The sequence below is a fragment of the Bradyrhizobium sp. YR681 genome (assembly GCF_000282615.1).
Taxonomy (GTDB): Bacteria; Pseudomonadota; Alphaproteobacteria; order Rhizobiales; family Xanthobacteraceae; genus Bradyrhizobium.
Genome location: NZ_AKIY01000219.1, coordinates 1 through 8,635, shown reverse-complemented (window position 1 = coordinate 8,635; position 8,635 = coordinate 1). Strand labels below are relative to the sequence as shown.

Sequence of the window (8,635 nt, the reverse complement as noted above, 5' to 3'; positions counted from 1 at the left end):
CACGATGCCGGGGAGCCGCTGAGCGCGGGGCTCGTCAGCGGCTGGCGCGGCCGCATCGCCTTCCAGGCGTTGCGCGGCACATTGCCCGGCGGGCTCGAGCTGCGGCCCTTCGGCGGGACGATCCGGAGCGACGGCCAGTCGCTCGCGCTCGATGCGCTGAAGGGGAATGTCGGCGGCGGCGAGATGTCGGCGAGTTTCGACGCGCGCAATGGCGCGGGTGGCATCGCGCTGAACGCGCGGATCGAGCTCAGCAATGTCGATGCCGCCACGCTGCGCTACCGCGACCTCGCGCTGCCCAAGGGGCGCGCCTCGATGCAGATGGCCTTGAGCAGCCAGGGCCGCAGCGTCGCGGCCCTCACCGGCGCGCTTGCCGGCAACGGCACGGTGACGCTGGATTCCGCCGAGATCGCGGGCCTCAATCCCCGCGCCTTCGAGATCGCCATCCGGGCCAGCGACGGCGGCCAGGTTGCCGATGACAACAGGCTGCGACAGCTCGTCGAGCCCGCGCTGGCGGCAGGTCCCATTGCGGTCGCCTCGGCGCAGATCCCGTTTACGATCCGCGATGGCCGCCTGCGGGTCGGAGCGACACCGCTGGAAGCCAAGAACGCCCGTGCCATCGTGTCCGGCGGCTACGACATCCCCGCCGATCAGGCCGACATCCGCGCCAGCCTGACGCCGATCATGACCGGGCTCTCCGGCGCCCCGCCCGAGATCCAGCTGTTCGCGGCGGGTCCCCCCGACAGGCTCAACCGCACCGTCGATCTCGCGCCGCTGTCCTCGTGGCTCGCCGTGCGCACGATCGATCGCGAGACGCGAAGGCTCGATGCGATCGAGCGCGGCGAGCCGCCGCCCGCGACCGCCGCGCTCCCGACCCTGGTCTCGCCCGACCCTGCGCCCGAGCCATCATTGACCGACGTGCCGATGCCGGGCCGCGATCCGCGCCGCGCGCCGCCGCCGAAGCCAAAGGCCGCGCCGACGCCGAAAGCCCCGCAGGCCGCGCCCGCAGCGCCAAGCCCGCCACTGACGAACTCGCCACTCACAAGCCCACCGCTCACAAGCCCGCCGCCGCTCGCGAGCCAGCAGGTCGCGCCGCTGCCGCCGCCGATCGACGTGCGGCCCGCTCCGGGCCCGCCGCCCGCAAAGCCCAGGCCAAAACCGCCGCTGGTGCTGACGCCACAGAATCCGTGAGCTGACTTTTGGCTTGAAGAGGTCGAGCCGCGCCCTCGTCTACCTCTCCCGCTTGCGGGAGAGGTCGGCGCGCAGCGCCGGGTGAGGGTCTCTCCTCTCGGGGAGCCCCTCCGTGGAGACACCCTCTCCCCAACCCTCTCCCGCAAGCGTGAGAGGGGGCACATCCTCCTCTTGACGCCCCGCTGAACACATTCCCTCGCATTTTAACGAATTCTGCTCGGCAAAACTGATCTGCCGGTTTTACTGGATTCTCGCGTTTGTTCCCTAGTCTCGGCTCTCAGAGGAATGCGGTGTCGCGCCGATATCGGCGGGACGGCTCGGCAAAGAACGACCAAGAACTGGGGTGATCGAGATGAACGGGGCGAAAACGCTTCTACAGGACCTGGACGACGCCATCGCGCGCGGCACCGACGAGAGCCGGGCGAAGGCGTTGTGGCATGCGACCGACATTCTGATCACGGGCCGCTACAGCGACGACGAGATCAGCATGTTCGGCGAGGTGATCGGCCGGCTCGCCGACGAGATCGAGGTTGCCGCGCGGACGCAGCTCTCCGAATTGATGTCGGCCTGCGATCACGCTCCGCTCAACGTCATCGAAAAGCTTGCTCTCGACGACGAGATCGCGGTCGCCGGTCCCGTGCTGCGCGACTCCACGCGCATCGACGAGAAGATGCTGGTACAGAGCGCGCTGACCAAGGGCCAGGCGCATCTGCTCGCGATTGCCCAGCGCCCGTCGATCGGCGAGGCCGTCACCGACGTGCTGGTCAAGCGCGGCGACCAGGAGGTCGTGACCTCGGTCGCAAGGAACGAGGGCGCGCGCTTCTCCGGCTCGGGCCTGCTGCACATGGTGCGCCGCGCCGAGGGCGATTCGATCCTTGCCGAGCAGCTTGGCCTGCGCAAGGACGTGCCGCGGCACATCTTCCAGCAGCTGATCTCGAAAGCCTCGGAAGACGTCCGCCGCCGGCTCGAGAGCGAGCGGCCCGAGATGATGGCGCAGATCCAGAGCTCGGTGACCGAGGTGACCGGCGATCTGCAATCCAAGTTCGGCCCGTCCTCGCGCAGCTATTTCGTCGCCAAGCGCGTGGTGACGACGCAGTACCGCCAGGGCAACCTCAACCAGGACTCGATCTCGAATTATGCGCGCCAGCATCGCTTCGACGAGGTGCAGATCGGCCTGTCGCTGCTGTCGTCGCTGCCGGTCGACGTGATCGAGCGCGCGCTGATGGACCGCAACCGCGAGATGATCCTGGTGCTGTGCAAGGCGCTCGACTTCGGCTGGGACACGACCATGTCGCTGCTGTTCCTCGGCGCCAAGGATCATCTGATCACGGCGCGCGACCTCCAGGACAATGAGCGCGAATTCGGCCGGCTCAAGATCGAGACCTCGCGCAGCATCCTGAAGTTCTACCAGTCACGCAAGACCGGCACGGGTGCCGAGTCCGCTACGGGCCGCCAGCCCGAGCTCCAGATTCACTGAGCGGGAAATCGAGGGAGTATTTGCAATGTTGCCTCAATTCGGCTCCGCAGTTCGCAAGACCAAGAGCCTCAACAAGAGCCTCCAGGTCGATGCCGGCGGTTCGTCGCCAGAGAGGGCTTCCGTCGACGCCGCCTGGCTCGTGCTCGAAGCCGCCAACGATCTCGGCGACCACGCCGCGATCGCAGCCTGTCGCCGCGTCATCGATGCCGAGCTCAACGGCACGATCGCCAGCAGCGCGGACACCGATCTCGTGCTGGGCTATTTCAGATAGGTTTCGTAGCCCGGATGGAGCGCAGCGCAATCCGGGGCCGCTGCGCCTGCGCAAGAAGACCCGGATTACGCTGCGCTCCAACCGGGCTGCGCGACCATTTCCGGGCAGTCATTGCGAGGAGCTCTTGCGACGAAGCAATCCAGACTGTCTCCGCGGCAAGAGCCTGGATTGCTTCGCTACGCTCGCAATGACGGAGTCGGGGCGCCGTCATTGCTTCTGCGTTGAGAGCGACGTAGCTCGAAAATACTTTAAGCGTTCGCGCCGCCGTCGACCGTCAACGTCGTGCCGGTGATGTACTTGGCCTTCGCGCTTGCCAGGAACGCGACCGCGCTCGCGATGTCGTCCGTCGCGCCATACCGGCCGAGCGCCATGAACTGCTTCAACGTCTCCGCGGTCGGGCCGTGCGCCGGGTTCATGTCGGTGTCGATCGAGCCCGGGGCCACCAGGTTGACCGTGACGTCCCGCGGACCCAGCTCGCGCGCCAACGCCTTGGTGAAGGCCGACAGCGCCGACTTCGACGCCGCATAGATGCCGAGCACCGGCGAGGGCACGCGGTCGGCGAAATAGCTGCCGATGGTGATGATGCGGCCGCCCTTGCCGAGGTGCGGCAGCGCAGCCTTGCTCGCGACGATCGGCGAACGGACATTGACGTTCAGCAGTGCATCGATATCGGCGAGCGAGATGTCGTTGAGGCCTCCCAATCGCAGAATGCCGGCATTGTTGACCAGGATATCGAGCCCGCCCAGTTCCTTGACGGCCTTCTCGACCGAGGCCTGAACGGCGGCGACATCGGCGCTGTCGGCCTGGATCGCCACGGCTTTCCGTCCGCCTGCCTTGATGGCGTCCACGACCTTGGCGGCGCTCTCCGCGGACTTCTCGTAGGTGATCGCGACATCGGCGCCTTCGGCGGCCAGCGCCGCCGCGATGGCTGCACCGATACCCCTGCTTGCGCCCGTCACCAGGGCCCGTTTTCCTGCCAGCGTCATCTGCCTTCTCCTATTCTGTAACGATCGACACAGAATATGTGGAGTCTTGATCGCCGCGGTCAAGTGAATTATGTGTTGATCGTTACAGAAAGGCGGGCGATGGCAGGTCGGCCACGGGAATTTGATCGCGACGCGGCGCTCGATGCCGCCATGTACCTGTTCTGGCGCAAGGGGTACGAGGCGGCCTCGATGCACGACCTCTGCGACGCCATGGGCGTCCGCTCGCCGAGCCTCTATGCCGCCTTCGAGAGCAAGGAGGCGCTCTATCTTGCCGCGATCGAGCATTACGTCGAGACCCAGGGCGAGCCGGTCTGGGACCGGCTTGCGGAAGGCGCGACCGCGCGCGCCGGGATCGAGAAGCTCCTGATCGGGGCGGCCGAGACCCTGCCGAAATCCCGCTCGGCGCCGGCCGGCTGCATGGCCGTGCTGGGTGCCGTCAGCGACGAATGGCCGGCCACCATTACCCGCGCGGTCAGGAAGGTCCGGCTCGACATGCTGGACAATCTGCGCGGGCGGATCGAAGCGGCCGTCGGCAGTGGCGAACTGCCCGCTTCAACCGACACCGAGGCGCTGAGCCGGTTCTACCTGAGTGTCTTCCAGGGCATGGCGATCCAGGCCAAAGACGGCGCGACGCCGGCGGAGCTGCGCGGCGCTGTCGAGGCGGCGATGGCGGCGTGGCCGGGCGAGGGGTAGCTCGCGGCCTGCGAGTTGCGAAAGTGGTTGAACCCGACATCGGTCACTTTGTTGCCTTGCGCTCAGGTCCTATCGTTATTCGCCGCGATCCGGCGCAATGGCGACAAGTCGATGCGCGACAAGGAATAGGTGCTCAATGAATGAACGTACCGACGGCCAGCTAAGCGCTCGACAAGCCGGATTTGCCGATGTCACGCGCAAGGTTCTCGAGCGTCTTCCAATGCCCGGCAATCAGGAGCTCATGGTCGTCGAGGTCTCCTATCCGCCCGGCGGCGTGGCGCCGCTTCATCGGCATCCCGTCGCGGGCGCGATCTACATCGTCGAAGGTGTTGCCGAGTCCGCTTACGGCAGCGACGAGCCGCGACAATATCGGGCGGGCGAGACGTTGCAGGATCGGGCGGATCTTCCACACACCCTGTTTCGCAATTGTGATCCGGACCGTCCGCTCCGTTTCCTGACCATCTACGTGCTCGAACCCGGCCGTTCCTACACGATGGAGCCGTGAGATCGCCGTCGGATGGGGTGCGACGCGCTCACCCCATCCTGCCGGACTACGGTGGCAAGCCGTGTGCGAGTTCGAGCATTGTCGCCCGACGCTTGGCGGGATCGTCCGTCTCCGATGCCAGCGCGACGGCCGAAATGACGTCGCCGGATTTCGCCGCTGCGATGGCCAGCGCGCGTTGAAACGTTCCGCGAATCTTCGGATCGACATTGTCTCCGAGCAGGGGACGGATCGCGCGGGTTTCGTCGGACCGACCATGCTCGCCGTCCCAAAGCGCGACAACCAAAACGTTCAACGTCCTGTACGGTTCCAGCCCGGATTTGGCGATCTCGAGTGCGGCCTCGGGATTCTCGAGCCACAGCAGAAGCCCGACGAGCCTCTGATAGCCGAGATTGCGGGTGATCTCGATTCGGTCGGACGGCTTGCCCGACCCCGTGGGCAATTCCTTCAATGCGGCCCGCGCTCCGTCGATATCGCCGCGCGCGGCCCGCACGGCAATCAGCTTGAGACCAAGCTCCATGACGGTGTCGTCCTGAACCGCGTAGACCTTCTGGCTCTCCACGGACGATTGGGCTCTGTCGTAAAAACGAGCCGCCATCTTGCTGTCGCCTCGCTTGGCATAGGCGACGCCCAGCGACGTCAACAGGTCCAAGTCCGGCGGGCCAGCCGGGTTAAGGGCGACGAAGACGAGGGCCTGCTCGATCTTGCCTTGCTCAGCCAGCATCTTCGCGGCCGTGCTGAAGACGTTTCGCGGATCGGCCAACATCGGCCTGCCGAAAACGGGGATCTCGTCCAGCCTGTCGGCTTTGACGAGGGCCCGGATCATCTCATTCAGAGCGTTGCCGACCCAGGGGGGATCCAGCTCCGACATGAGATCGAAGGCTTCCTGGGTCCGGTTTGCAGCGATCAACCCCGTCGCAGCTAGCGAGAAATACTGCCACCGCAATGTCGGCGGGAGAGCCGGCCGGCTCATGACCTGCCGTTTCGCCTCCTCGATGTCCTCCGGCGCGAGGTATTCCGGATGATTCCGATAGCCGGTCAGCGCAATCACATCGAGGCGCTCCTTGCCGGAGAGTTGCCCATGTTCGCCGTCCAGCGCCTCGTCGAGCAGGCAGGATCGCGTCGGCGCGCTTTGGCAACTTGCCCAGTCCGCGCTGGCCGCCGATCCCCAGGCGACCCAGCCGCAAGTGGTTGCGACCGCCAGCGCGCGGATGCGATTGACCTTCACGTTAGCTTCCCCCAATCGTGGGCCGGCGTAGCCGCAGGCTGCACTGGATGTACGGTTGCGACATAGCACGCAGCGCGAGAAATGTGCAACGGCAGCACGTCGGCAAGCCGAGGCATTTGTCAGCTGGCAGTCGCAAGCCTATCAACAACTATCGTAGAACAGGTCGCTCGTTATTTGCCGACGGAGGTCGTGATGAACCCGATGAAAGCGGGAAGCCGGGAAGAGCATGGTAACGCTGACCGTGTGGACGAATTCGATCTCATGGCGGCGATCTGGATACTGTCTTCGCTCGATGAAAATCCCGTCATGACCTACAGGGGGATAGTCGATCGTGTCGGTTCAACGGAGGAAAACGTCAGGCGAGCGGTCTTCGGTCGACGCGAGCTGTTCCGAACCGGCGTGCCAAAGTACCGGTTGGACTCTTGGAAGTCGACATGAAGGCCGGGAGCCGAATTCCAAACTGGATTCGCGATCAACCCGATTTGTCAAAAGCCATCGATGCCTTGACGTCCGGTGACGTGTTCAGGAGTCAGTTTCGGGTAGAAGACAAGGCGAAGAAAAGTGATCTGGAAATCATTGAATGGGGACTGCAACACGTGGAACGGCTTCGCAAGGCCGATACAGAGCATCGCCAGGAATCCAAAGCCCGGTGGTCTCTCGTGCTCAGCAGCGTGTCAGTCGTAATAGCCTTGGTCACTGCTCTCGCGACGACCATCATCCAGGCAAGATCAATTTCCGCACAAACGGAGATGAAAATCTACGAAACCGAGTTCAAGCCCAAGCAGGAAGGATATTACGCGTTCGTTGCGGCGGTCGCCAGTGCGGGCATCCTGGCGCTGAAGCACGATCGGAAAGCTTTTGAAAGGACTGACGAAGTGCAGGCTCGATTTTATGCACTGGAGCCGTTCCTGAATCGTCAGGCGAGGAAGGCGACGTTTGAAGGAGTGCAGGCTTTCATATCGTTCTGCACCACGCAGGTCGAGGCAACGCAAGCAACTGATGCTAACAAGAACGCGGCGATAATCGAATACACGAACCGGAAGAACGACCTCAGAGACAGGTTGTACGAGGCGCTCTTCCACGATGTTCCGCTAGCAGGCCGGTGAGCCGGTATCTCCGACGAGATTTGTGCGACGCGGCAGGGACCGGGAGCTTGACTTGCCATGAGCTCCTGCAGCGCGGGGCCGTGAGCGGACAAGCGCGACGCACGCAGCTGTGATCTGTGAAACCGCCGGGCTCATGTAACGACGGAAGCTCCTCTTCGTAATGCCCTCAGCGAACATCTTGTTCGCCCACAGAAGCATGCGCAATCCGGGGAGACATCGTCACGTGCAAGGGTTCAACATCGCCGAGACCGGCGGAGGGTCCTATCGTCCGCTCGCCATTCTTCGCTGGGTCATGGTGGTCATCTTCGTATCGTTCGGCATGCAGAAGTTCACGCTGCAATCCGCGCAAGGCATCGCCCAGTTCATCACCAACAGTCCGTTCATCTCCTGGCTGTCGATCTTCGGCCTGAGGGGCGAGGCCTATGTTCTCGGCGTTTCCGAGTTCGTGATTGCGGCGCTGCTCGCGGCGGGCGCGTTCAGTCCGGTCTTGTCCGCCCTCGGTTCGCTCATGGGCGTGGTGACATTCGCGGTGACATGGTCGTTCTTCTTCACGACGCCGGGCGTCGTCACATGGAGTCTGTCGACCGATCCGATGGCGTGGAATCTGGCCGGCGAGTTCCTGTTCAAGGACATCGTCCTGCTGTGTGTCTGTGTCGTGCTGTTTCTGGCGTCGTTGCCGCGATCGGTCATTCGGCTGCGCGCAGGCTGAGCGCCGGGCCGTCCCTCATCGCCGCAAGCGCCCGAGCCAGACGGTGTGACGTCCGCATTCGGGATCCTCGATCACATGGTCGAGGACGTCAAAACCGTTGCTGTCGAGCAATTGGCGATATTCGGTCGCGTCGAGACTCGCATGATAGAGCCGCTCGCCCTCGAAAGTCCCGATCGCTTCTCCAAAAGACGGGCCGCTGGTGAACATCAGCGCTGCGCCGGCAGCGGCGTGCCGCCGGAAGATCGGAAACATCAGGCGTTGGTCGTCAGGGCTCAGATGGAAGAAGCTGTCCCAGGCCAGCAAGCCATCGAACGTCGCGTTCAGGTTCAAAGCGCGCATGTCCGAAACGAGCCAGGTCGCGTCGGGAAAACAGCCCTTTGCGATCTCGATCATTTCCGGAGCCGCATCGATCCCCGTGACGACACACCCGGTTTCGCGCAGATTGCGCGCGATCGGCTCCCCGGGGCCGCAGCCG

The 8,635-nt window shown here is 64.4% G+C and carries 10 protein-coding genes and 1 pseudogene; 8 read left to right on the top strand and 3 right to left on the bottom strand.

What is annotated here, in order from left to right; all coding sequences use genetic code 11:
- The 3 genes and pseudogenes from PMI42_RS23205 to PMI42_RS23195 form a co-directional block, all read left to right on the top strand.
- A pseudogene (locus PMI42_RS23205) lies at positions 1 to 1,188 on the top strand (AsmA-like C-terminal region-containing protein); the annotation flags it as partial.
- Positions 1,189 to 1,540: 352 nt separating this feature from the next.
- Positions 1,541 to 2,665 carry a DUF2336 domain-containing protein gene (locus PMI42_RS23200; protein WP_008138540.1) on the top strand — a complete coding sequence of 375 codons (1,125 nt, stop codon included), beginning with the start codon at positions 1,541 to 1,543 and terminating at the stop codon, positions 2,663 to 2,665.
- Between the two features lie 25 nt (positions 2,666 to 2,690).
- The gene (locus PMI42_RS23195; protein ID WP_008138539.1) at positions 2,691 to 2,936 is read left to right on the top strand and encodes a hypothetical protein; all 246 of its coding nucleotides are present in this window, start codon (positions 2,691 to 2,693) and stop codon (positions 2,934 to 2,936) included.
- A 248-nt stretch (positions 2,937 to 3,184) separates the two neighbouring features.
- Here PMI42_RS23195 and PMI42_RS23190 read toward each other — a convergent pair whose 3' ends face one another.
- Positions 3,185 to 3,922, bottom strand: a complete 738-nt coding sequence (locus tag PMI42_RS23190) for a glucose 1-dehydrogenase (protein ID WP_008138538.1) — start codon at positions 3,920 to 3,922, stop codon at positions 3,185 to 3,187.
- Positions 3,923 to 4,021: 99 nt separating this feature from the next.
- On the opposite strand from PMI42_RS23190, the gene PMI42_RS23185 reads away from it, so the two are divergent.
- Together PMI42_RS23185 and PMI42_RS23180 are read left to right on the top strand one after the other, a co-directional pair.
- Complete coding sequence (locus PMI42_RS23185) at positions 4,022 to 4,615, top strand: TetR/AcrR family transcriptional regulator (RefSeq protein WP_008138537.1); 594 nt, start codon at positions 4,022 to 4,024, stop codon at positions 4,613 to 4,615.
- Between the two features lie 136 nt (positions 4,616 to 4,751).
- On the top strand, positions 4,752 to 5,120 hold the full coding sequence (locus tag PMI42_RS23180; protein WP_035966418.1) for a cupin domain-containing protein: 369 nt from the start codon (positions 4,752 to 4,754) through the stop codon (positions 5,118 to 5,120).
- Positions 5,121 to 5,166: 46 nt separating this feature from the next.
- Here PMI42_RS23180 and PMI42_RS23175 read toward each other — a convergent pair whose 3' ends face one another.
- Positions 5,167 to 6,345, bottom strand: coding sequence for a tetratricopeptide repeat protein (locus tag PMI42_RS23175; protein WP_008138535.1), 1,179 nt, complete (start codon positions 6,343 to 6,345; stop codon positions 5,167 to 5,169).
- A gap of 192 nt (positions 6,346 to 6,537) precedes the next feature.
- On the opposite strand from PMI42_RS23175, the gene PMI42_RS23170 reads away from it, so the two are divergent.
- The 3 genes from PMI42_RS23170 to PMI42_RS23160 all read left to right on the top strand — a co-directional run bounded on the left by PMI42_RS23170 (position 6,538) and on the right by PMI42_RS23160 (position 8,160).
- Positions 6,538 to 6,783 (top strand): hypothetical protein, encoded by a 246-nt coding sequence (locus tag PMI42_RS23170; protein ID WP_008138534.1) that lies wholly within the window; start codon positions 6,538 to 6,540, stop codon positions 6,781 to 6,783.
- The gene (locus tag PMI42_RS23165) at positions 6,780 to 7,451 is read left to right on the top strand and encodes a hypothetical protein (protein WP_157195817.1); all 672 of its coding nucleotides are present in this window, start codon (positions 6,780 to 6,782) and stop codon (positions 7,449 to 7,451) included. Before PMI42_RS23170 ends, PMI42_RS23165 begins: the two co-directional genes overlap by 4 nt.
- A 223-nt stretch (positions 7,452 to 7,674) precedes the next feature.
- Positions 7,675 to 8,160: a YkgB family protein gene (locus PMI42_RS23160; protein ID WP_008138528.1), complete on the top strand. Its 486-nt coding sequence runs from the start codon at positions 7,675 to 7,677 to the stop codon at positions 8,158 to 8,160.
- Positions 8,161 to 8,175: 15 nt separating this feature from the next.
- Here the strand turns inward: PMI42_RS23160 and PMI42_RS23155 are convergent.
- Positions 8,176 to 8,635 (bottom strand): class I SAM-dependent methyltransferase (locus PMI42_RS23155; RefSeq protein WP_008138525.1); only part of this gene is annotated, 460 nt, incomplete at its 5' end.